This window comes from Saccharopolyspora sp. NPDC000995, assembly GCF_053599315.1.
Genome location: NZ_JBSFLZ010000076.1, coordinates 12522 through 35091 on the forward strand (window position 1 = coordinate 12522; position 22570 = coordinate 35091).

At 67.7% G+C, this 22570-nt stretch carries 22 protein-coding genes and 2 pseudogenes; 14 read left to right on the forward strand and 10 right to left on the reverse strand.

Annotated elements, in window-relative coordinates; genetic code table 11:
- Positions 1-56 precede the first annotated feature (56 nt).
- The 5 genes from ACWDKQ_RS22865 to ACWDKQ_RS22885 all read left to right on the forward strand — a co-directional run bounded on the left by ACWDKQ_RS22865 (position 57) and on the right by ACWDKQ_RS22885 (position 5501).
- A complete protein-coding gene (locus tag ACWDKQ_RS22865; protein ID WP_450140787.1) occupies positions 57-1130 on the forward strand; it encodes an ABC transporter substrate-binding protein in 1074 nt (357 codons plus the stop codon).
- A gap of 31 nt (positions 1131-1161) precedes the next feature.
- Positions 1162-1950, forward strand: coding sequence for an ABC transporter ATP-binding protein (locus ACWDKQ_RS22870; RefSeq protein WP_450140788.1), 789 nt, complete (start codon positions 1162-1164; stop codon positions 1948-1950).
- Complete coding sequence (locus ACWDKQ_RS22875) at positions 1937-2839, forward strand: ABC transporter permease (RefSeq protein WP_450140789.1); 903 nt, start codon at positions 1937-1939, stop codon at positions 2837-2839. Before ACWDKQ_RS22870 ends, ACWDKQ_RS22875 begins: the two co-directional genes overlap by 14 nt.
- A gap of 359 nt (positions 2840-3198) precedes the next feature.
- On the forward strand, positions 3199-4899 hold the full coding sequence (locus ACWDKQ_RS22880; RefSeq protein WP_450140790.1) for a PHP domain-containing protein: 1701 nt from the start codon (positions 3199-3201) through the stop codon (positions 4897-4899).
- Positions 4896-5501, forward strand: a complete 606-nt coding sequence (locus ACWDKQ_RS22885) for a hypothetical protein (RefSeq protein ID WP_450140791.1) — start codon at positions 4896-4898, stop codon at positions 5499-5501. Before ACWDKQ_RS22880 ends, ACWDKQ_RS22885 begins: the two co-directional genes overlap by 4 nt.
- A 76-nt stretch (positions 5502-5577) precedes the next feature.
- Here the strand turns inward: ACWDKQ_RS22885 and ACWDKQ_RS22890 are convergent, their stop codons facing one another.
- From ACWDKQ_RS22890 to ACWDKQ_RS22920, 7 genes are all read right to left on the reverse strand, one after another.
- The gene (locus ACWDKQ_RS22890; protein WP_450140792.1) at positions 5578-6012 is read right to left on the reverse strand and encodes a hypothetical protein; all 435 of its coding nucleotides are present in this window, start codon (positions 6010-6012) and stop codon (positions 5578-5580) included.
- 308 nt (positions 6013-6320) lie between these two features.
- Entirely contained in the window at positions 6321-7253 is a 933-nt protein-coding gene (gene ypfJ / locus ACWDKQ_RS22895) for a KPN_02809 family neutral zinc metallopeptidase (protein ID WP_450140793.1), read from the reverse strand.
- 617 nt (positions 7254-7870) lie between these two features.
- On the reverse strand, positions 7871-8212 hold the full coding sequence (locus tag ACWDKQ_RS22900) for a hypothetical protein (protein WP_450140794.1): 342 nt from the start codon (positions 8210-8212) through the stop codon (positions 7871-7873).
- A gap of 60 nt (positions 8213-8272) precedes the next feature.
- The gene (locus ACWDKQ_RS22905) at positions 8273-9790 is read right to left on the reverse strand and encodes a tripartite tricarboxylate transporter permease (protein ID WP_450140795.1); all 1518 of its coding nucleotides are present in this window, start codon (positions 9788-9790) and stop codon (positions 8273-8275) included.
- A 3-nt stretch (positions 9791-9793) separates the two neighbouring features.
- A complete protein-coding gene (locus ACWDKQ_RS22910; RefSeq protein WP_450140796.1) occupies positions 9794-10333 on the reverse strand; it encodes a tripartite tricarboxylate transporter TctB family protein in 540 nt (179 codons plus the stop codon).
- The gene (locus ACWDKQ_RS22915) at positions 10330-11316 is read right to left on the reverse strand and encodes a Bug family tripartite tricarboxylate transporter substrate binding protein (protein WP_450140797.1); all 987 of its coding nucleotides are present in this window, start codon (positions 11314-11316) and stop codon (positions 10330-10332) included. Before ACWDKQ_RS22915 ends, ACWDKQ_RS22910 begins: the two co-directional genes overlap by 4 nt.
- Positions 11317-11472: 156 nt before the next feature.
- On the reverse strand, positions 11473-11841 hold the full coding sequence (locus tag ACWDKQ_RS22920) for a twin-arginine translocase TatA/TatE family subunit (RefSeq protein ID WP_450140798.1): 369 nt from the start codon (positions 11839-11841) through the stop codon (positions 11473-11475).
- 254 nt (positions 11842-12095) lie between these two features.
- Between ACWDKQ_RS22920 and ACWDKQ_RS22925 the strand changes: the two are divergent.
- From ACWDKQ_RS22925 to ACWDKQ_RS22945, 5 genes and pseudogenes are all read left to right on the forward strand, one after another.
- Positions 12096-12341: pseudogene (locus ACWDKQ_RS22925) on the forward strand (IS256 family transposase); the annotation flags it as partial.
- A gap of 224 nt (positions 12342-12565) precedes the next feature.
- Positions 12566-14890, forward strand: coding sequence for a LuxR C-terminal-related transcriptional regulator (locus tag ACWDKQ_RS22930; protein ID WP_450140799.1), 2325 nt, complete (start codon positions 12566-12568; stop codon positions 14888-14890).
- 990 nt (positions 14891-15880) lie between these two features.
- Positions 15881-16126 carry a Sec-independent protein translocase subunit TatA gene (gene tatA, locus ACWDKQ_RS22935; RefSeq protein WP_450140800.1) on the forward strand — a complete coding sequence of 82 codons (246 nt, stop codon included), beginning with the start codon at positions 15881-15883 and terminating at the stop codon, positions 16124-16126.
- A 252-nt stretch (positions 16127-16378) separates the two neighbouring features.
- Positions 16379-16567, forward strand: a complete 189-nt coding sequence (locus ACWDKQ_RS22940; protein ID WP_450140801.1) for a ubiquitin-like protein Pup — start codon at positions 16379-16381, stop codon at positions 16565-16567.
- 211 nt (positions 16568-16778) lie between these two features.
- Positions 16779-17975, forward strand: a complete 1197-nt coding sequence (locus ACWDKQ_RS22945; protein WP_450140802.1) for a site-2 protease family protein — start codon at positions 16779-16781, stop codon at positions 17973-17975.
- A gap of 11 nt (positions 17976-17986) precedes the next feature.
- Here the strand turns inward: ACWDKQ_RS22945 and ACWDKQ_RS22950 are convergent, their stop codons facing one another.
- Positions 17987-18295: a hypothetical protein gene (locus ACWDKQ_RS22950; protein WP_450140803.1), complete on the reverse strand. Its 309-nt coding sequence runs from the start codon at positions 18293-18295 to the stop codon at positions 17987-17989.
- A 243-nt stretch (positions 18296-18538) separates the two neighbouring features.
- On the opposite strand from ACWDKQ_RS22950, the gene ACWDKQ_RS22955 reads away from it, so the two are divergent.
- The 4 genes from ACWDKQ_RS22955 to ACWDKQ_RS22970 all read left to right on the forward strand — a co-directional run bounded on the left by ACWDKQ_RS22955 (position 18539) and on the right by ACWDKQ_RS22970 (position 21744).
- Positions 18539-19243, forward strand: coding sequence for a hypothetical protein (locus tag ACWDKQ_RS22955; RefSeq protein ID WP_450140804.1), 705 nt, complete (start codon positions 18539-18541; stop codon positions 19241-19243).
- 265 nt (positions 19244-19508) lie between these two features.
- Complete coding sequence (locus tag ACWDKQ_RS22960; protein WP_450140805.1) at positions 19509-19610, forward strand: hypothetical protein; 102 nt, start codon at positions 19509-19511, stop codon at positions 19608-19610.
- 306 nt (positions 19611-19916) lie between these two features.
- A complete protein-coding gene (locus ACWDKQ_RS22965; RefSeq protein ID WP_450140808.1) occupies positions 19917-20435 on the forward strand; it encodes a GtrA family protein in 519 nt (172 codons plus the stop codon).
- A gap of 346 nt (positions 20436-20781) precedes the next feature.
- The gene (locus ACWDKQ_RS22970; protein ID WP_450140806.1) at positions 20782-21744 is read left to right on the forward strand and encodes a CPBP family intramembrane glutamic endopeptidase; all 963 of its coding nucleotides are present in this window, start codon (positions 20782-20784) and stop codon (positions 21742-21744) included.
- A gap of 131 nt (positions 21745-21875) precedes the next feature.
- On the opposite strand, the gene ACWDKQ_RS22975 is transcribed toward ACWDKQ_RS22970, so the two are convergent.
- The gene (locus tag ACWDKQ_RS22975) at positions 21876-22478 is read right to left on the reverse strand and encodes an alpha/beta hydrolase (protein WP_450140807.1); all 603 of its coding nucleotides are present in this window, start codon (positions 22476-22478) and stop codon (positions 21876-21878) included.
- Positions 22478-22570 (reverse strand): annotated as a pseudogene (locus ACWDKQ_RS22980) (helix-turn-helix domain-containing protein); the annotation flags it as partial. The pseudogene ACWDKQ_RS22980 and the gene ACWDKQ_RS22975, both read right to left, overlap by 1 nt.

Sequence of the window (22570 nt, forward strand, 5' to 3'; positions counted from 1 at the left end):
GGCCAAAGCGAGGCCCCGGCACCGGTTCTCCTGCCGTCGTGCGAAGGGACCGCAACGTGAGCATCGCGCCGCGCAAACCACGGACACTGGCCGTGGCGGCCGCCGTACTCTCCCTGTTCGCCGCCGTGGCCGGGTGCTCGCGCGCCGACCGCACCACCTCCGACGCCGAGGCGCCGCCGGCGAAGACCGCCCCGGCCACCGAGGTGCGCCTGGGCTACTTCCCCAACGTCACTCACGCTTCGGCGCTGATCGGACTTGACAAGGGCCTGTTCGGCAAGGAGCTGGGCGCCACAAAGCTCACGCCGGTGCAGTTCAGCGCCGGGCCAGAGGAGGTCTCGGCGCTGCTGGGCGGCTCGCTGGACATCGGTTTCATCGGCTCCGGCCCGGCGATCAACGCCTTCACCAAGTCCGGCGGGGAGGCGGTTCGCGTGGTCTCGGGCGCCACCTCCGGCGGTGCCCAGCTCGTCGTCGCGCCGCAGATCAACAGCCCGCAGGACCTCCGGGGCAAGGCCGTCGCGGCGCCGCAGTTCGGCAACACCCAGGACGTCGCGCTGAAGAAGTGGCTCGCCAACAACCAGCTCGGCGACGTCCAGGTGCAGAACATCGAGAACTCCCAGACCCTCGACCAGTTCCGGCAGGGCCGGCTGGCCGGTGCCTGGCTACCCGAGCCGTGGGCGTCGCGACTGGTGCACGACGCGGGCGCCAAGGTCCTTCTCGACGAGAAACAGCTGTGGCCGGAGGGGAAGTTCCCGACCACGGTCGTCTTGGTGCGCACCGATTTCCTCAAGCAGCACCCGCAGGCCGTGCAGGCCGTCCTGCGCGGCTTGCTCGCCGCCAACGACCTCGCCGCCGCGAATCCGGCCGAAGCCAAGACCGCCGTCAACGAGCAGCTCAAGAAATTGACGGGTAAGGAGCTGTCGCCCGAGGTCATCGACCGGGCGTTCACCGGGATCGAGCTCACCGCCGACCCGCTGGCCTCCCGGTTCCCGCAGCTGGCCCAGGACCAGGTGACCGCAGGCATCCAGCGGCAGGCCCCCGACCTGAAAGGCCTGGTCGACGTCACCGCGATCAACGCCGTGCTCGAAGCGGCCGGCAAGCCGAAGGTCGCCGACGGCGGCCTGTCCGGATGATCCACCACTTCGCTCGGAAGGCAACCAAGACATGACCGCCGTCCTGCAAGCGCCCGCGAACGCCGACCACGTGGTCCGGTTGACCGGGGTGCACAAGAGCTTCGGCGATGCTCGCCGCAGCATCACGGCGCTGCACGGTATTGATCTGACCGTCCGGCCGGGCGAGTTCGTCTGCCTGCTCGGCGCGTCGGGGTGCGGCAAGACGACGCTGCTCAACCTGATCGCCGGGTTGGACGAGCCGTCGCAGGGCAGGATCGAGCTGAGCGGCTCGCGGCCCGCCGTGATGTTCCAGGAAGCCGCGCTGATGCCCTGGCTGACTGCGGCGGGCAACGTCGAACTGCCGCTGCGCCTGGCCGGAGTCGACCGCGCGACCCGCCGCGAACGCGGTCGCGAACTGCTCGACCTGGTCCGGTTGGGGAACGTGGGCGGCAAGCGCCCGCACGAACTCTCCGGCGGGATGCGCCAGCGGGTGGCGCTGGCCCGCGCGCTGGCGTCCGCGCTCGGCGCCTCCGAAGACGACGCGTCCGCCTCCCTGCTGCTGATGGACGAGCCGTTCTCCGCGCTGGACGCGATCACCCGGGACGTGCTGCAGTCGGAACTGCTGCGGGTGTGGGAGTCCACCGGGGCCGCGGTGGTGTTCGTGACCCACGACGTCCGGGAAGCGGTCCGGCTCGGACAGCGCGTGGTGCTGCTGTCATCCCGGCCGGGCCGGGTCGTGCAGGAGTGGACCAACGATCAGTCCACTGCGGACGGTTCGGATCTCGTCGAGGTGATCAACCGGCGGCTTCGGGAGGTGATCAGCGACCATGCCTCGGCCTGACAGCATCCGCACAGCCACGCCGGACACCGATCTCGATGCCGCGGTGGAAGCCGGTCTCGACGCCCTGGACACCCCGCCCGCCACTCGGCCGGATACCCGAAACCGCGGCCGCCGGTTCGCGGGCGCCGTCCTTCCTCCGCTGGTCGCGCTCGCCTTGGCGCTCACCGCTTGGCAGGCGCTGTGGGCATCCGCGCTGTGGCCGGAGTTCAAGCTGCCGGAGCCGCGGGCGGTCGCCTTGGAACTGTGGGATGAGATCACCAGCGGCAACGCGCTGAGCTTCATCTGGACCTCCGTGCACCGCGCCGTGATCGGGTTCCTCATCGGCATCGTCATCGCGACCCCATTGGGACTCCTGGTGGCCAAGGTCCGAGTCGTCCGCTCGGCGATCGGCCCGCTGTTGTCCGGTCTGCAGAGCCTGCCGTCTGTTGCCTGGGTACCGGCCGCTGTGCTGTGGTTCGGCGTCACCCCAGCGACGATGTACACGGTGCTGCTGCTGGGTTGCGTCCCGTCGATCGCCAACGGCCTGGTCGCCGGGATCGACCAGATTCCACCTATCCTGCCGAGGGTCGGCAAGGCGCTGGGCGCGGGCCGGCTCGCGACGGCTCGGCACATCCTGCTGCCCGCCGCGCTGCCCGGCTACCTGGCCGGGTTGAAGCAGGGATGGGCGTTTTCCTGGCGCTCTCTGATGGCCGCCGAGATCATCGCCACGTCCCCCGAACTGGGCAAGGGCCTCGGAGGCTACCTGGAAGACGGGCGCCTGCTGTCCGACATGCCCACCGTCATCGCCGCCATCGCGCTGATCCTGCTGGTGGGCGTGGGCATCGAACTGCTGGTCTTTCGTCCGCTGGAACGCGGCATCTTGCGCGCCCGCGGCCTCGGGACCGCGTGAGAGGGCCAATCCCCGTTCGAAACTCGTTCAGCGCGGCGGTGCAGGTGGCGGCGCCCTGCGGGAGTTACGGCCGCCGTAAGGACTTCGCCGATCCCCGGTTCCTGCACGACCACGCCCCCCGCTGAGCGAAGCCCGCTGCCCCCGCTCAAAGTTCGCCCGCGCTCGTTCAGCACTCCGCTGCTCGCTTCGTCTCGGTGGCGACGGTTGATGTTCACCTGATCGTCGCCTGCGAGTGGAGCTGTGGCATGCGCGGCTGGCGATAGTTCGCATGGGTCGGCGAAAAGCCGCCGGGCCAGGTCGCAGCGGCAGTCGGGGCCTTCGACCGCTATGTCCTCCTTGAACGAACGACGGGATTTGTCATGTCGCACGGCCACGGGCACCACGACCACAGCCATCACCACGAACACGAGCCGGTCGAAGGCAGCTGGGTCGATTCGGCTGATGACCGACCGCTGTCGATCGCGCGGCGCCAGTTCCTCGCAGGCATCGGAGTTGCCGCCGGAGCGTTCGCGCTCGGCGCGCGGCCCCTGGCCGCGGCTGCCTCGGGTACGCCCGCGGCCGTGGTGAATCCGTGGAGCGGCTCACAGCGGTGGTTGGCCGGTGACCACCACATCCACACCCAGTACTCCCCCGACGCGCAGTACGAGGTCGCCACGCAGGTCGCCAACGCCCGCAAGTACGGGCTGGACTGGATGGTCATCACCGACCACGGCGGTGTGGCACACCAGAAGTTCTCGATCGACCAGGTCACCCCGGACATCGAGCGCGCTCGCCAGGCCAACCGGGACATCCTCGTCTACCAGGGCCTGGAGTGGAACATCCCCGGTGCCGAACACGCCACCGTCTTCCTGCCCCCGGGCCGCAACACCGTCGACATCCTGCGCGCCTTCGAAGCCGGCTACGACGGCGGCATCCTGTCCACTCCCGTCGACAAGGGCGGCAAGGGCCTGATCGCCCGCGCCACGTCCGCCGATGGGGAGCCCTATGCTCTGGAGGCGCTGGAATTCCTGAAGCGGCAGGTGTCCTCCGGGCGCACCGAGATCGCGTTGATGTTCGCCAACCACCCCGCGCGACGCGGTGTGGACAGCCCCCACGAACTCCGCGGCTGGCGCAACACCGCCCCGCAGGTCGCCGTCGGCATGGAGGGCGCGCCGGGCCACCAAGCCGCCGGGATTCCGACCTCGGCGGGCGGCGCCGGGGATGCCCGCGGCTACTACGACAAGGCCCCCGACCCGGACAGCTTCCCCGGCTACAACCCCACCGCCGCGGAGAACCCCTACCGCACTTACGGCGGATTCGACTGGATGACCGCGAAAGTCGGCGGCTTGTGGGACTCACTGCTGGCCGAAGGCAAGCCGTGGTGGATCACTTCCACCTCCGACAGCCACCAGGTCTTCGGCGACACCTTCAAGCCCGGCACACAGGACCACAATGCCACCGGCAGCCGCGGCACCCCGATCGACACCGGGAAACCCCAGCCGTACGGGGACTTCTGGCCTGGCTTCTACAGCGCCACGCTGGTGGGCGCCCAAACCAGGTCCTATGTGGACGTCATGCGGGCCCTGCAGGCGGGCAAGGTCATCGCGGTGCACGGGCGGCTCATCGACGGGCTGGACCTGCGCGTGCGCGCGCTGACCGATGGCGATCGGCGCGGCGCGACGACCGGGGGCCGCACCTTCGTCCGCCGGGGAACCGACGTCGAGGTGACCATCGAGGCAACCCTGGCGGGCGGCCCGAACTTCCACGATGTCGTTCCGAAGCTGGCCAAGATCGACCTCATCGCGGGCCCGGTCACCGGGCCCGCCGCCGATCTCGACGCTTTGACCGCGCCCGCAACCAAGGTCGTCAAGACCTTCGAGGTTGCCAGCAGCGCGCGTCGCCAGGTGCGGTTCACCCACGTCTTCAAGGGCGTGGACCGCCCGTTCTACCTGCGACTGCGCGGCGGCGACGGAAACCGGCTCACCGCCGACGGCGACCCCGTGATGGACGTCCTCGGCGATGCCGATCCGTGGTCGGACCTGTGGTTCTACGCCAACCCGGTCTTCGTCGACGTCGTATGACCACGACCAACAGCTACTGGGTCGCCGCCGCTCTCAGTCCCGAGGCCGGCAGCGGCGGCCTCGCTCACGTCGACGGACACGTACTGTCCGCTGTGGACGGCAGCGGGCTCGCAGCCGACCTGGTCTGCACCCACATCGACCACAGCGGCCCGATCGCCGCCATCACCGCCTCGGCGCGCGTTCATTCCCCGATCCACACCGACGCTCTCGAAGCGCTGGCCCATTCCCTGGGCGGCTCAGCCACCGCCATCGGGCCTTCTGGTGATCGCCTCGCCGCATCTTCTGGTTCAGCTGGCGGGGATGTCGCCGCGCGGGCAGCGCTCGCCGCGCGGGCAGGACTGGAAGGGCGGTGCGTGCGCTTCCCCGGGCAGCTCGCGCTCACCGGCGTGCACCCGGTAGCCCAACTCACCGCCAGTTCGGCCATCGACGACGTCCTCGGCGTCGGAACCACGTTGGCCCCGGAGATGCTCGTGGACACCCGCGGCTTCGTGCGCCCGCAGTTCCAACAACACCGACTCGTCCTGCTCGTCGAACCGGCCGCAGGCGGAGCACTACGACCGGTAGAACTCGAAAACCCCCACGAGTGCTGCGGAGGGCACTGAAGGCGTTCAGCCGCAGCGAACCCCCGACGCGGGCGGGCGGTGGGCGGTAAGCCCGTCTGGCACCACCCGCTCCCGGTCAGCTGGTGGTGCCCGCCAGGGCTCGGCATCCGCCTCGGTTCCGACCGCCGGCGTCGAGCCCTGCAGCGGGCGGGCGGCCGACTCCTTCGCGAACCAGATGCCTATCCAGCCGATCAACCCCCGCGCCGATCAGGTAGTACGCGGGCCACATCAGGTCGCCGGTGGCCGCGATCAAGGCGGTCATGGCGGTGGCGACCGTGCCACCGAACAACGACGTAGAGATGTTGAACGAGATCGACAGCGCGTCGTGCCGGATGCTGGTCGGGAAAAGCGCGGGCAACGTCGATGGCACGGTGGCTCTGAAGAAATCGAACGATTCGGTCACACTCCCGACGGCCGCCACCGCGACCGCCCGGCGTACCAGGCCCGGATCGACGACGGTGATGCCCTCGACCGAATGTACACCGGAACCGGGGCGCGACTGGCCGGTCATCGCGACCACCGCCCGATCCGATTGCGGACAGGTTCGCGGCGCGACGACCTTGCGGCGCCATCCCTCCGAAATCGAACATTCAGAGGAACAATAGTGACCTGAATGAGGAAAGGTAACCCCGGGGCGAGGCGGAACCGATATTGATCACGAAAATTCCGGACCTTTTATGCACATTCCGCATTTGCCCCAGCGGAGAATTCGCCGGAATATTTCGAAGAATATTCGCAGTCCGCTCGTACCATTCGGATCGAGTCGAAAGGACGGGAATTGCGGTGGTGCCGCCTGGCTCCGCGCGGCACCACCGGAGATCACCCCAGGCTGACCTTGGGGTCGAAGGTGTCGCAGGCGTTCGGGTTTCCGGTGCGCAGGCCGGTGGTGAACCACTTCTCCCGCTGCGCCGAACTGCCGTGGGTGAACTTGCTCTCATCGACGTGCCCGCCGCCGAGATGGGCCTGGATGTAGTCGTCGCCGATCCGCCCGGCGGCATCCACGGCGCGACGGATGTCGTCGTCGGAGATCTCCTGGATCAGCGGCTTACCGGAGCGGGTGGACACCGTCGTGGCGTGATTCGCCCACACCCCGGCGTAGCAGTCGGCCTGCAGTTCCAGGCGCACCGCGCCGGAGGTCGGCCCGGTCTGCCGGGGATTGACCTTCGAATTGGTGCCGAGCAGGTTCTGCACGTGGTGGCCGTACTCGTGGGCGAGCACGTAAGCCTCCACGAAGCTGCCGCCCTGAGCACCGAACCGCGTCTTCAGCTCCTTGAAGAAGTCCAGGTCGATGTAGACGTCGGCGTCGGCCGGGCAGTAGAACGGGCCGACGTCGGTAGCCGCGCCCCCGCAAGCGGTGTTCACCGCGCCCCGGAAGAACTTCGTCGGCGCGGCCTGGTACTTCCCGCCCGAACGCTCGAACTGCTCGCTCCAATACCCCTGGATCGAGTTGATCGACGCGACCAGCGCGCACTCCTCCCGCTTGTTGGCATCCGCGCCGGTCCGGCATTCCTGCGCCAGGCGCTGGTCGTCCGCCTGCTGCCCGACGGGCAGCTGGTTGAGGCTCAGCGGCGGCAGCGCCGGCTGTCCGCCACCCCCGACGAAGTTGCTGAGCAGGAAGTAGAGCACCGCCCCGACGAGAGCCAGTCCCCCGCCGCCCACCGCGATGGTCCCGCCGCCGAAACCACCGCCACCGGAACCACCGACTTCCTCGACCTGCGATGCGTCCAGCTCCGCATCGTCGTTGAACCGCACAGCGCCCTCCTGGGACTGATCACACCTGCCGGCATCCCCGGCACCGACCCCGACGTGGCCACGGAACAAGATATCGGTACCACGCCGACGACCCGACGGCCCGCCGCCCCGGAGATCGACCGAAAACCGCACGACAGCTGGGAAAAGAGTCAGGAAGACATCGGCAATCCACGCCGGCCGCACAGCATTCGGCCCGAGAGCCCACGGATCGCGTGCGCGGGGCACCGTTTTCGCAGTTGTGCGCCAATTCGGCTCCCGAAAACGGTAATGCGGCTCACGACAATTCCCCGGAAAATGCCGCAGCACGAGATGATCTCGAAGGACCACCGAGATCCGGCTGCGCTGACCGGCAGTCCGCTGCCTTGGTTCCGGCCGACGACGGGTCATCGCGGACGTTGAACTGGGCGAGGACGTCTTCGGGCGGCTGTACCGTCCGAAGGCCGCCCTTTTGTCACGCACTTGGCGCTGAGCTGGAAATCACGGTCGCACGCGGTGACCTCAGTTTGGTCGTACGCAGTCGATGCGTAGCTCGCCTGTATCGATGAAATCGGGACGGTTGTGGCCCCAGGTACGCCCCACACTGTCGACCACGGGATTGCCCCACGGGCAGGGGCCGACTAGCCGCGTCGGGCGGCGACGGCGTCGGTGCAGTTCTCCGTCGTGAGGTCGTCGTCGGTGAAGCCGAGCGATCCAAGCACGGCCCGTACCGCGTCGAGACCGGCAGCGATCCCGGTTTTGTCCGGGACGATGCTCTCGCCTTCCAGGAATGTCCCGTCCAGCTCGGGCACGTGCACCAACGTTGCGAGCATGTCGCGGGCTTGTTCGGCGAACCGGAAGTTCCGGCATCGCTTCTCGAAGGCGATCCGCTCGACGAACCCGAGTGTCGCGAGCAGGGCCGCTACCGGTTCGCCGTCGGCGAGCGTGGTCTCATGCTCGGGCTTCGACCCGCTGGAGTGCACCGGCGGCCAAAAGGCGCCTCCCTCCGTTGACCAGGAGGAAGGTGCCCTTCGGTCCAGTGATCAGACGTCGACTCGATCCGCTGGCTCGGCCGGCTTCGGCGAGCGGCGGATGAACCGGCTCCACAGCGGATAGCTGAGCAGGACTGCCGTGATCGCGTAGACCACGATCGCCATCGGCGAGTTCACCAGGCCCGTCAGGTCGCCGTCACTGATCTGCAGCGATCGGCGCATCTGCAGTTCCGCCGTCGGCCCGAGGATCACGCCGATGATCGCCGGCAGCACCGGCAGGCCGTAGCGGCGCATCGCGAAGCCGATCGCCCCGATGATGAACAGCAGCACCAGGTCCAACGGCTGACCGCTGATCGCGTAGGCCCCGACGCTGGCGAAGAACAGGATGCCCGCGTAAAGGTACGGCCGCGGGACCTGCAGCAGCTTGGCCCACACTGGCGCCATCGGCAGATTGATCACCAGCAGCAGCGCCAGACCAACGAACATGCTCGCGATCAGCGCCCACACCAAGTCCGACTCGCGCTGGAACAGCAGCGGGCCGGGTTGGATGCCGTACTGCTGGAACGCCGCCAGCATCACCGCGGCCACCGAGGTGGTCGGCAACCCGAGCGTGAGCATCGTGACCATGGTGCCCGCCGCGCTGGAAAGCGAGGTGGCTTCCGGCCCTGCCACACCCTCGACCGCGCCCTTGCTGCCCCAACCTCCCTTGCGCCGGGACAACTGCTTCTCGACGGTGTAGGACAAGAAGGTGGGCACTTCCGCCCCACCAACCGGGATTGCGCCGAAGGGGAAGCCGATCAGCGGGCCGCGCAGCCACGGCTTCCACGCCCGCCGCAGGTCCTGCCGGGACATCCACGGCGTACCGACCGGGATTGGCTTCTCCTGGGTGTGCCGCAGGTGCGCCGCGACCCAAAGCGACTCGCCGACGGCGAAGAGGCCGACCGCGACGAGCACCACGTCGATGCCGTCGGACAGCTGCAACGAACCGAAGGTCAGCCGGGGCTGGCCGCTCATCTGGTCGAGCCCGACCAGCCCGATCGTCAACCCGATCAGCAGCGACGCGAACCCGCGGATCCGCGAACTGCCCAGCACGGTCGAGGTCGCCGCGAACGCCAGCACCATGAACGCGAAGTAGTCGGGCGCACCGATGTTGACCGCGTAGCCGGCGATGACCGGCGCCAGCAGCACCAGCAGGGTGAGGCCGACCAGGCCGCCGACGAAGTGGCCGACGGCCGCCACGGCCAGGGCTTGCGCTCCTCTGCCGTTCTTGGCCATCTTGTTGCCTTCGATCGCCACCACGACGGCGGCGCTCTCACCTGGCGTGTTGAGCAAGATCGAGGTGGTCGATCCGCCGAACATCCCACCGAAGTAGATGCCGGCGAACATGATGAACGCCCCGGTGGGGTCCAGCGCGTAGGTCACCGGCAGCAGCAGCGCAACCGCCATCGCCGGGCCGATGCCCGGCAGCACGCCGACCGCGGTGCCCAGCACCACGCCGATCGCTGCGAACAGCAGGTGCTGCGGGGTCAGGGCGGTGGCGAAACCGCCCATGAGGTTCGACAGGTCCATCGGTTACAGCACCCCCATCAGCGGGCCACCGGGCAACGGGACTCCGAGCAGTTCGTTGAACGTCAGCCACGTCAGCACCGAGAGGCCGGCTGCGATCAGCGGATCCTGCACGAGGTGGCGGCTGCCCAGCGCGTAGGCCGCGCCCCAGAACATGATCGCCGCCGACGCCGGGAACCCGATGACGTTGATCAAGGCAGCGTTGAGCAGGAAGAACCCGGACAGCAGCAGCAGGGTGCGCCAGTCGGTCGGCGCGTCGAGGTCTACGTCCTCGCCGGCCTCGGTCTCACCGCGGCCGCCGCGGAGCACGTCCCGCGCCAGCAGCACCGACACCAGCACCAGCAGCGAACCGACCACCACCGGCACTGCCTTCGGCCCGACCGGGCCGCGCTGCGCGAAATCGGTGGAGATCAGGACCGCGTCGACGAGCACGAGCACGCCCACCGCGAGCAGCAGCACGCAGATGCCCAGCTCGGAATGCTTGCGCCACCAGCTGCCCTGCTCCGAACCGGTCGGCGCGACAGTCTTGTCCACAGTGGAACTCATGCGGCACCCAACTCCTTCAGCACCGACGCGACGCGGTCGTTCTCGGACTTCAGGAACGCCCCGAAGTCATCTCCGGTCTGGAAGGCGTCGGTCCACCCGTTCAGCCGCATCGCCTGCTGCCACTGCTCGCTGGCGTGCAGCTTGCTGAACAATGCGATCAGCTTTGCCCGCTCCTGCTCGCTGATCCCCGGCGGTGCGACGACGCCGCGCCAGTTCGTGAAGCTGACGTCCACACCGGATTCCTTCAACGTCGGGGCGTCGATGCCGGGCACGCGCTCCGGGCTGGTCACCGCCAGCGCCCGCAGCTCACCGGCCGCTATCTGGTCGCGGGTCTCTCCGATCCCGGAGACGCCGAAGGCGACCTTGCTGCCGAGCACCGAGGCCATCAGTTCGCCGCCGCCGTCGAACGGCACGTAGTTGACCTGCGTGGCGGACAGGCCGATCGCCTTCGCGGTCAGCATCGGCGCCAGGTGGTCCGGACCGCCGGGCGAGGAACCGCCGCCAACGGGAACCGCGCCGGGGTTGGCCTTCCACGCCTCGATCAGCTGGGCGATGTTCTGGTACGGGGAGCCCTTGGGCACGACGATGACGTCGGATTCCTCGGTCAGCTTCGCGATCGGCGTGGTGTCGTTCAGCGACACCGGTGAGTGGTTGGTGTACACCGAGCCCACCACGCCCAGGCCCATCGACATCACCAGCGCGCCGTTTCCGGCCTCGTTGACCAACCGGCCCAAGCCGACCGTGCCGCCCGCACCGGGCAGGTTGAACACCTCGGCCGGACCGTTGAGGCCGGCGTCCTCGATCGCCTTGACCGCCGTGCGCGCGGTGATGTCGTAACCACCACCCGGTGTGTTGGGCACCATGACCCGCAGGCCGCGGATCTGGGTGCCCGGCTCATCACCTCCCGAGCCGACCAGGGGAGGCACTAGCAGTACCAGAAGCGCGGCACCCAACACCGCCAGTCCGACTTTCAACTTCCGCATCATCACCTCACTGTGACCCCGGCCTCGCGACCGGATGGTGGGTGATACTCCCCCATGATCTGGCGCACAGTCTCGCTTACGCGCGTATCGGAACTTGTGGAAGTTCTGTCACCAGTCGTTCGGGAGGTGGTGCGTTTCGAGCTGCGGCATCGACTCTCAGGTGGCCTCGACGTCGAAGGGCGGCGGCTCGCCCGGGCGCAGGAAACCAGGCCGTTCAACGGAATTCGCCGTGACATTCGCCGGCTGGCCGGCGAGCGTTTTGGTGGGGCGAGCGTCGTCGAGCAGGAAGTTCGCGACGGCGCGCCGCGAGTCGAGGCCGCGCAGCTCGTTGAGCTGCCGCAGGGGCTCGCGCAGATCGCGGTACTCGTCGCCCAGTTCCGACCGGAGTTGCTGCTGCGCATCCGCGGCGAACCCGCGCACTTGCCGCATCGTCCGCCCCGCCCACGCGGCGGCCTCGGGCAGCTTCTCCGGGCCGAGGATGAACAAACCTGCGAGCAGCAGGACGGCGAGGTGTTCCAAGCTCATGCTGACCTTCTCAGCAGAAGGACCGTCGCAGCCACGGTACACCCGCGTCCGCGACGGGCCGCCTTGCACATCAGTTGACGCAAGGCACGCCACCAGCGGTGATGGCGGCCCCGCTCGGTGTCGCGGGCGCTTGGTACACGGCGCCGTCCAGCCGGAGGGGCGGGGCACACGCGAGGTTCTGCGCTCCCGGCCCCCAGCAGTCGGCAGCGAGCAGCACCTAATAAGAGCGCGGTCCGCAGTGCCGGGCGAGAGCACTGCGCACCACCAACCCCATCGAATCGACCTTCGCTACCGTGCGGCACCGCAGCAAGGTCACCAAAGGCCCCGGCTCACGCGCGGCCGGACTGGCCATGGCATTCAAACTCATCGAGTCAGCCCAGACCCGCTGGCGCGCGGTCAACGCACCCCAACTCGTCGCACTCATCCGCGCCGGAGCATGCTTCGAGCACGGCAAACTCGTCGAACGCCCCGACGACCACGCCCCACCCACCGCCGCCTAACAATCTTCATCCCAGGTCTTGACTATTGCTCCAGATCGAGCCCGTCGGGAAGCGGGGTGAGCACGCTTGCCGGGACCAGCGCGTACCGGCTTGCCGTCCAGCCGCTCACTCAGCCATCACGGAAGTTGACAGGAATAACATCCGAAACGACCATGGGCGATCACGAGGCTTCGCGAAGGTCAACCTCGACCGAACGGCGGTGCCCGAGCTAGTGTCACTGTGCTATGGAAAAGCACGCGACATCGCAAGTCAGGACAAACCTGCCCGGCGAACTCACCACCTTCGTCGGACGTGAGACCGAGTTGGTCCGGGTGCGAAACCTGCTGGCATCCTCCCGATTGGTCACCCTCACTGGCGTCGGTGGAGCAGGCAAGACACGGTTGGCGCTGGGGGTCGCGTCGAGGCTCACCCGAGCGTTTCGAGACGGAGTCTGGCTGGTCGAGTTGGCAAGTCTGGACGACGAGGAACTGCTGGTCCAGACGGTGGTGACGGCTGTCGGGATTCGTGATCAGTCAACCCGCTGGACGTTCAGCGGACTTGCCGAACGACTGGCTGACAAGCAGCTCTTGCTGATCCTCGACAATTGCGAACACCTGCTGCCAGCGTGCGCAACGATGACCAGTATTTTACTGGAAAAATGCCCCGGGCTGCGGGTCATCACCACCACTCGGCAGGCATTACGGATCGCCGGGGAACATATCTTCCCCGTACCGACCTTGGCGTGCCCGCATGGCAGTGAGCCCATAGACACTCTCACCAAGTACGAAGGTTTCGCCCTCTTCGCGGACCGAGCGGCTGCCACGGTTCCGGACTTCACCGTCGACGAAAGTAATGCCAGTGCGATCTCCGAACTCTGCCGACAACTGGACGGTCTACCATTAGCCATCGAGCTTGCGGCAGCCAATCTACGAGCTCTCTCCCCACAGCAGATCGTGCAACGGCTGGGCGATCGATTCGATCTTCTCGACCATGGCAGAGTCGACGTACTTCCCCACCATCAGACACTCCGCGCACTGATCGACTGGAGCTTTGACCGGTGCACCGAACAAGAGAAGACGCTGTGGTTACGCCTTTCAGTCTTTTCTGAAACCTTCGACCTTGATACGGCCGAAGCTGTCTGCTCGGGCGAGGGACTCCCTTCCCAGGCTGTTCTGAACGCCATTGCCGGCCTCTTGGAAAAATCGATCCTCATCCGGCAGGAACGCGCAGGGGTCGTGCGCTACCAGGTACTGGAAACGATCCGCCAGTACGGTCGGCAAGCACTCCGCGAGTCCAAGGAAGAAACGACAGTACGACAACGTCACCTCTCCTGGTACAGCGGGCTCGCCTCTCGCATGGCCGGTGCATGGTTCGGCCCGGAGCAAGCCAACTGGTTCGGTCGCATGCGGTTGGAACACCCCAATCTGCGCACCGCACTCGACTTCTGCCTCACCCAGTCCAGCGACGAGATCGGCACCGGCCTGCACATCGCGTCCTGCCTCCACGAGTACTGGCGTGCCAACGGGCTCATGAACGAGGCACGCCACTGGGTCGACCGCCTCCTCAGCCACGGCGACGCGACGAGCGTGGTCGCACTTCGCGCCATGTCGATGGCCAGCTACTTCGCGTTGCTTCAAAACGATGTGTACGCCGCGCATCAAATGATCAAGAGGGGAAAGGACCTACAGCAAGACCTCCACGACGACTCCGCCTCTTTCTTATTCACAGTTCCTGAATCCTACGCGGCGATGTTTCGCGGAGACCTTCCCGGAGCGGTTTCTCTCCTCGAAGACTTCGTCGACCGATATCGCGGCGTCGAGGAGCTACAGTGGTTCCCCACTGCCTTGATCCTCCTCGCACTGAGCACGTCGATTCTCGGTAAGCAGCAGGCCACCGCGTACTGGCGGGAACTCCTCGCGTTGTGTGACCGCCACAACGAGAGTTGGCGTCGATCTTATGCTTTCTGGGGTCTTGGAATCCAGCATTGGCGGCAGGGACAGGCGCAACACGCCCGTGAATTGGTACGCCAAGGCCTCATACTCCAACACGGCTTCGACGACGAGTTCGGAACCGCGCAATCCATCGAGACTCTGGCGTGGATAGCAGCGAGCGACCAACACCACAAGGAGGCCGCCCGGTTGTTCGGCTCTGCTCACATGATTCGCCAGCGAATGGGCGGAACACTTGTTTCCTATTTTGTCGACTACCACAATCGCCACGTGTCCCTGGTACGTGACGCGATCGGCCCCGAAGCGTACGAGAAGGAATTCTCACAGGGCGGTCAATCAACTTTTGAACAGGCTATTGGCTACGCCACAGGCCAACAGACCAAGCCAACCAGTGAGCGTCAGGAAGAACATACGGATCCGCTCACCCGGCGGGAACGAGAGATAGCCCAACTGGTCGCCCAGGGAATGAGCAACAAGAAGATGGCCGAAACACTGGTGATCTCCAAGCGGACAGCCGAGAGTCACGTCGAACACATCCTTTCCAAGCTCGGATTCACCTCGCGATCACAAATCACCGCTTGGGTAGTAGAACATCGCATGTTGCCTACCAACATCGGCTAGTACTCCAGCCGGACTTCGTCGTCAGGTGGTGGTTGCTCCACCGTCAACAGCCGCGTCGACCAACGTCCAGCGCCGCTGGGCTCGGCTCGGTGTCCGGTTGAATGCCGGTTTGGAGAGGCTCGCCAACGCATTCGCTCAGCTGTCAGATTTCGGCTGTCGCTGGGCATCGATGACCAGACCGGGTGTCAAGTACCGGGTTTGTTGTTCGATGATGGTTGGCGGATCGGGACCGTGCGGTCGATCGAGCGATCGTCACCAACGGCCGCCCGGACCGCCTCATCCCTCCCCGAGAGATCACGACCGGAATCCCTCCGGAGCGGGAAAATCGCTGAAGGACTCCAGGAGTCGATGGCATGGTGGGACATTTCGTCCAGTGCGAGCGGGTTTCATCCCTGGACGCCAAAAAGGGGACATGAATGCGGGCGATGCCCCTTTTCCGGGTTTACTGACACGGTCGTCAGATCATCCGCAGTGGATCGCTCGACGACTCTGCAGACAGGAAGTCTGCATCTCCTGTTCGTCCGTCCTCGCCGTCCCAGCGGATCGCCGTGCCACCAGCGCAATCTGACCTGTCCCCGAGGCCGACCACAGTGGATGGACCCGACTCGATGCAGATGCGGGTGAATTCGCCGGACGAGCCCCTCCTAGCAGCGCTACTCGTCGGTCGCGCCATCACAACTCGGCTGCTCGGCTTCACACACCGACCTGTGAACGCACCACTCCCCGGCGCTCGAACCGGATCTCCGGGTCGGCGCGGAAGATGCCCGGCGCTGCCCGAGCGAGATCCAGACGCGGATTTGTCCTGGTCAGCTATCGGGCGCGCACGCTAGGACCGGCCGGGTTCGGGTATACACTGCACCCTGTTGAGAAACGACGGGTCACCTGGTCTCACGGGGCCGGTATGCCGCAGATCCTCGCACCGGTCGCCAGCCCGGCCGACGGCGTCGTCGCAGGGCTCAGGTGTCCACGACAGCGAATGGAAGTGCACCCATGGGTTCGCTCAGTGCCTGGCACTGGCTGATCGTGCTCGCCGCGGTCCTGCTGCTGTTCGGATCGGCGAAGCTGCCGCAGATGGCCCGCTCGCTCGGCCAGTCCGCCCGCGTGCTCAAGGCCGAGGCGCGCGGCTTGAAGGACGACGAGAAGACCGCCACCGAGCAGGGGCGGGACAAGCTGGAACCAGGTAAGCCCAGCCCGCAGCAGGTCGACGACAAGCAGCGCGACGACCCCAAGACCTGACGGCTCCCGCGCGGGCTCGACCCGACGCGCGAGGAGCCCCGGCCCCGCCCCCCCACGCGGCGACCGGGGCCGTTCTGCGCCAGCAGCGGCGCTGGTCGCGTCGGTGTAGGCCCGGCGCCGGTGCCGCTGGGGCCCATCGGCCCTAGCGGGTGTTGTTCGCGCTCGCGACCCTCGTCCTCAGCGGGCTTCAGGTTCGCCGGTAGTACCGAACGCGGGTGGTGGGCACGCGCGACGACCGCAGGGAGGCACCGGATGCGCCAGGAGAGGCCCAAGCGGCACGACCGGTCCGAAGACGAGACACCTGAGCCGACGCCCAGCGGACAGGACCGGCGCGACGAACTCGACGACACCACTGAAGCCATGTTGGACGAGATCGACGACGTCCTCGAGGAGAACGCCGCCGAGTTCGTGCGCTCGTACATCCAGAAAGGCGGCGAGTGACCGCGCCGGCATCGGCTCATCGTCCCGCCGGAATCGTTGCGCCATGCGCCTCGTTTGGGCGATATGTTCTGGTGTCAGTCCGCACTGTCCTGTGCGCGACCCGACGTGACGCCGCTGGCAAACTTCCTGCCGGAAGTGCACCGCCGCCGGGCGGTCGCTGGGGAGGCACACTGGGGGAAACGCTGAATCCGGCAGGTCGCGAGGTGCGGTCATGGGAGGAACGCTCCCGGTGGGGCGAGTGGTTGGGGTGCGGATCGGGCTGCACTGGAGCGTGCTCGGCATCGTTGTCCTGGTCGCCGCCGGATTGGCCGTCTACCAGCTGCCGCTGGCGTTTCCCGGGCACTCCTCCCTCGGCTATGCGCTGGCCGGGGTCGCCGCCGCGGTCCTCCTGGTCGGCTCGCTGCTGGCGCACGAACTCGCGCACGCGATCGTGGCACTCCGCAACGGCGTCGCCGTCGAGGGCATCACGCTGTGGCTGCTGGGCGGTATCGCCCGACTGCGGGGCGAAGCGCGCAGCCCCGGCGCTGACCTGCGCATATCTATCGTCGGGCCCGTAACCAGCGCGGCCGTGGGCGTGGTCTTCGGCGCGCTGGCCTGGGGCGCGGCCCGATCGGACGCGAGCGACCTGATCGTCGGGGTGCTGACCTACCTGGCCCTGCTGAACCTTGTGCTGGCGGTGTTCAACCTCGTTCCGGCGGCTCCGCTGGACGGTGGCCGCGTGCTGCGCGCGGCGCTGTGGCGGTGGCGCGGGGACCGGTTCAAAGCGGCCGTGTGGTCGGCACGCGCCGGGCTCGGGCTCGGCTACCTGCTAATCGCCGCGGGATTCGCGCAGTTGATCACTCAGGGGGCCGCCGGACTGTGGTGGGTCCTGCTGGGGTTGTTCATCACGAACGTGGCCTTCGCCGAGGAGCGCCAGGCCCGCGTGGGGTTGGCCCTGGCCGGAGTGCGGGTGCGGGATGTGATGTCGCATCCGGTCGAGGCGGTCGACGGCCGGTTGACGGTCGGCGATTTTCTGGGCCGCGAACGCGGGCACGCCAGTTTCCCGGTGCTCCGCGAGGACGGCAGCGTCGGCGGATTGGTCTCCCTCCGCCGCGTCCGCTGCCTAGCCACGCATGACCGACCGACGACCGCGCTGCGCGACGCCGCCTGCCCGATGGACCGCGTGCCCACCGCAGCACCGGACGAGCCCCTGGCAGCCGTCCTGCCCCGGCTGTGCGAGTCCACCGACGGCCGCATCTTGGTCTTCAACGACAGCAGGTTGGTGGGCATCGTGTCGCCGTCGGACATCAGCAGGACCGTCGTGGCGCACGGTCTCGAAGTCGCCTTGCCTGCGGCCGTTGAACGCGGAGCGAACCGGAAAGCGCCGCCATCGAACTGGTGGTATCCCGGCCAACCGCACTCCCGCTGAGCAGGAAGGGCTCACCGGCGAAGACCAGCCCGCCCTTCGGGCACGGCCCACACGTCACCGGTGAAGCGCAGCTCCGCCAACGCCGCCAGGTCGCTTTCCTCCAGGTGCACGACGTCGCCGAGGTAGGTCAAGTCGTCGGCGCTGAAATGCAGCCGCGCCAAAAAGTCCAGGCAGTCGGCGAGGCCGGTCGCGACGAGAAAACGGCGTTCGCGCGGGAGTTTCCGCGCGAACAAGCGCAAGGCCGCCGGGGCTGTGATGTCCGGTCGCAAGTAGCTGGCCGCCATCCTGAGCTCGTACAGATCGGTGCGCAGACCCGTCATGGCCGACCGTCGTCCCTCTCAGCCATGAGCCGACGGGGTCCCCCGACGGTCGCGCAGCCCGCAGCGTCTTCTGCAAGGGGAGATGGTCACCGGACGCGAGTTGCTCGTGGGAGCCGTGTGAGGGGCGTTCGTGGTGTGGCGCAAGGGCTGTGGCAACAGAGGACCTTTGGCCGCATGACTGCATGCCCTCCGCCCGCAACGCTCGACGAAAATCGTGTTCACCGAAGTCGCCGGGAGGAATCGATGAGTGAAGGCCACGAGATGCGCTGGGGCGGGCTGGCCGGCCTCGCTTCGCTCGTGCTCGCCATCGTGGCGGGCATCCTGCTCCGCGGCGCTCCCAGGATCACTGCCTCCAGCGACACCATCGCCTTGTACCTGACCAACTCGCGCGACGTGATCATGGCCGCGGCCGTGCTCAACGCCGCCGCGGTGGCCTTGTTCGTTTGGTTCGGCGCCACGCTCGCCACCGCGTTCAGGCTGGCCGATCCAAACAGCGACGCCCCCGCGGTCGTGCTGGCGGGCTTCGTGCTCACCGGCACCATCGGGTTCCTCGGGGCATCGATCCTCGGCGGTACGGCCTACGCGTTGACCGCGCATCCCATGCTGATCGGTCTCGCCTCCGCGCCCTACAGCGCGGTGGCCGCCGTGGGCACGCTCGCGGGAATGGCCGTCGCCCTGCCGCTGGCGGCATGCGCCGCCGCCATCGCGCGGACCGGGGTTCTCCCGCAGTGGGCGGCGTGGTTCTCCGGATTCGTCGCCGTCATCCGGATCCTGGGCGCGCTCACCGTCCTCGGCGGAGCCGGCGCGATCGCTCCCGGCGGCGTGTTGGCCACCTACCTGCCCGGTGGGCTGACCGCGCTGTGGATCGTAGTGCTCAGCGGTTTGCTCGTGCGCGAGCACCTGCCCGAGATCCAACCACGACGGCGGCGGGCGCCCGGCCCGGCATAAATCCACTGTGAAATTCTGATGTTCCTGCAGTCCGGCGAGCTGGGGCCCGGACGCGCTTCGCCAAGACTGCCCCGCCCGCCCCGGGGTCGTTCGTCTACCTCGACGGCGTGTTCGAATCTTCTGCGGCGCCCTTCTCATCCCCGGCCTGCTTACCCGGTTGGCTGCCATCCCTCGTCGAACTCGCTGTTCGGGGTGTTGCAGGTGGCCGCCGCGGAGCTGGCGGGCATCGATCCGCTGCTGACCGCCGCAGCCTAGGGCTCCGGGCGTGCTCGGCAAGATGATTTCGGCGGAGAACCTGGCCATCGCTGCCGGGGCGGTCGGTGTGGCTGGCCGGGAAGTTGACATCTTCCGCCGGGTGCTGCCGTAAAGCAGCGGCTTCCTGGCCCTGATGTGCGTGCTGGTCCACCTGCGGTCCCTGCCGGTCCTGGCCTGGGGTTGTCATCTGACCGAGCTCGCCGCCGATCGACTCGATCCGCTTTGGACGTTCGCGGACCGATTGGATACGGCGGCGGAACGGAATTCGAACAATCTCTGAACAGCGGGCGAGAAGATGTCGCCCGCCGGTCCGCGAGCACCTGACGCCGAGGGGCTTCCATAGGATGGGCGGGCCAGCGACTCCGCCGATTGGCTGTGTCGGCTGCTGCCGGAATGTGATTGGTGCGCTGGGGTGAGGATGGACGAGCAGGCCACGACGACCAGGGCTCGCGCGGCCGAGCGGGTCGGCGACCTGCTCACCTCGTGGCTTGACCGGCTTCCGGCCTGGCTTCGCCGCGTGGTCTCCCGCGAGTTCGCTGGCTTCGCGATCCTGGGCGGGTTCACCTTCCTGATCGACCTCGCCATCCTGACGTCGCTGCGCGCCTGGACCCCGTTGCCGCTGCCGGTCGCCGTGACCGTGTCGTACGTGTTCGCCTTCTTGCTGAACTTCGTGCTCAACCGAACGGTCAACTTCCGGTCGCACGCCCCGGTCGGCGGCCAGGTCCTCCGCTATGCGATGGTCGTCGCCTGCGACTACGGGCTCACCATTGGCGTGACCACGGGCGTTTCCGCGCTGGGCGGCGACTTCCGGCTGGCCAGGCTGTTCGCCGGGGCGTGCGTAGCGCTGTTGACCTACACCGCCTCCCGCTGGTGGGTGTTCCGCCAGGAGCAACACGACCGGCCTGGCTCGCCGTCCGAACCCGACGAGGTCCGCTGACGCGGGTCCACTGAGGACGATGGCGCGAAGACCCAGCGCCTGAGGAGCACACGCGCTCCGAATCGACCATCAGCCCTGCATCGTTGGTCAGGCCGCCGTTCTCCGCTGATTCCCAGCACCCACGCGCCAAATACCTGCCGTGTTCGGACCACGGTCACGTAATCATCACACGCGCGTTTCACTTGCAGCTCGAACTCGACGCGAGTCCCCACCGGCCAAAGCCGGTGGCCCACTCGTCACGTTTCATTGATGGACGATCGGCCACGCGGCGAAGACTATCGGCACACGACTGGGCGAGCGGCGGGTTCTCGAGCGGAGCCACCACGACCACACCGAAGGGACCTACATGCACCTCCAAGGGGGATCGGCCGTCGCCGCCGAAGCCCACCGTCCGGGCACTCCGTACCACCTGCTCGCGCGCACCGCGGCACACCGCTGGTGGCGACCGCTGGTGGGCCTCGTGCTGTTCCCCGTGCTCGCGATGGCGCTGATGCTGCTGGCCTACAGCGCCGCCATGGTCGTGGCCTTCGCGGTGGGCGTCGGGATGGATGCGGAGCTGGGGTTCGCGGACCCGATGTGGAACTTCGCGCTCGGCTTCGTATCCATCGCCGTCGTCCTGCCCGTCGTCCTCCTGGTCACGAGGACAACGCAGCGCCGGCCGGTGGGCACGTTGTCCAGTGTGGATGGACGGCTGCGGTGGCGGTGGTTGGGCTACTGCACCAGGTGGGCCTTCCTGGGCTTCATCCTGGTCACCGCCGTCGACCTCGTCTTAAACGGGTGGGACGCCGCGTCGTGGCCGGGGTGGCTGACGTTCCTGGCGGTGGTCGCCATCTCGATGGCGGTCATCCCCCTGCAGGCTGCCACCGAGGAATACGTCTGCCGCGGCTGGCTCGTGCAGACCTTCGCGTCCTGGACCCGCACGCCGTGGCCCGGTGCGGTGGCCAGTTCGTTGCTGTTCGTCGTACTGCACGACTACACCGAACCGCTCGTGGTCGTCGACCTCTTCGTCTTCGCGATGGCCATGTGCTGGCTGACCATCCGCACCGGAGGGCTTGAGGCGGCGATCGCCCTGCACGTGGCGAACAACCTCACCTTCGCCCTGGCCGCCGCGCCCCACGGGGTGCCGAGCCTGGACCACAGCGGCGCCTACGATGTGTGGGAGGTCTTGCCGAGCACGCTCATCACCATGGTCTACACGTGCTGGATCGACCGGCGTGCCCGCCGCCTCGGGATCACCTCGACGGCTCCCGTCACGATCGAACCCCCGCCTGGACCGCCTGCCGGATACTCGGCCACCGACGCGGCCTGACGGGCTCAAGCCCTGGTGGTGAACACCAGCGAGTCAGCGTTGCCACGGTGCATGTGCTCACGACGTTCGCCGTCGCCGTGCCCTCCGGCCTACCCCCACGGGCTACCGGCTGGCGGGATGATCCCTAATAGTCAGGAGTCCTCGGCGAGAACTTGGCAGAGCACGCGCGCGAAAGCCTCCGGTCCGTCGCCCGGCTCCAGGAAACCACCGTGACCGCCGGGAAACTCGACCAGTGGACCGCCCAACGCATCGGCGAGCGCGCTGGCGCTTCGGTGCGCCAGCTGACCGCTCGACGTCGCGCCGCCAGCGATCACGACCCTTGAGGGTGCGGCCTTCAATGCGGCGATGCCGGGGCGGTAGCTGGTGACGGGCAGCAGGCTGTGCGCAAGCATCCGCTCGCCGTCAGCCTGGTCCTGTTCAGACGGTGGTGCTGGCGGCGACGCCGGATCGGGCTCTGGCACCTCGAACCCTGCCATGGCCATGAACTTCCCGAACGCCGCACCGGCGCCCGCTGCCAAGTACGTGTCGTACACGTCCCGAACCTGTGCGCGGACCTGCTCGGCATCCGGCAGCATCTCGATCATCGGGGGCTCGTGAGCGACGACCGTCCGCACCCGTTCCGGGTGCAGGACAGCGAGCGCAAGCCCGGTGACGGCGCCACCGCTGCTGCCGAATACCAGGGCCGGCTCATCGGTGACGGCCTCCAGCACGCGGCGGACGTCGTCGGCTGTCACACACGGGCCAGGATCGCCCCGACTGTGCGCCAGGCGATCCGCATCAGCTCACACACCGCCGATTTCGAGCACCGCACCGCCAACCACGCCGC